The sequence below is a fragment of the Bacillus sp. BML-BC051 genome, from assembly GCF_019656175.1.
Classification (GTDB): Bacteria; Bacillota; Bacilli; order Bacillales; family Bacillaceae_G; genus Bacillus_A; species Bacillus_A mobilis.
Genome location: NZ_BPLI01000184.1, coordinates 1 through 243 on the forward strand (window position 1 = coordinate 1; position 243 = coordinate 243).

1 rRNA gene is annotated in these 243 nt (G+C 55.1%); it reads left to right on the forward strand.

Annotation, left to right across the window (positions count from 1 at the left end):
- Positions 1-243 (forward strand): 23S ribosomal RNA (locus K5S59_RS29870); the annotation flags it as partial.

The window sequence follows — 243 nt, forward strand, 5'->3', positions numbered from 1 at the left end:
TGAAACCGTGTGCCTACAAATAGTCAGAGCACGTGAATGGTTGATGGCGTGGCTTTAGTAGAATGAACCGGCGAGTTACGTTCCCGTGCGAGATTAAGCTGAAGAGGCGGAGGCGCAGCGAAAGCGAGGCTGAATCGGGCGTTTAGTACGTGGGCGTAGACCCGATACCAGGTGGTCTACCCATTTCCAGGGTGAAGTTCAGGTGACACTGAATGGGGGCCCGAACCCGCGCACGTTGATAAG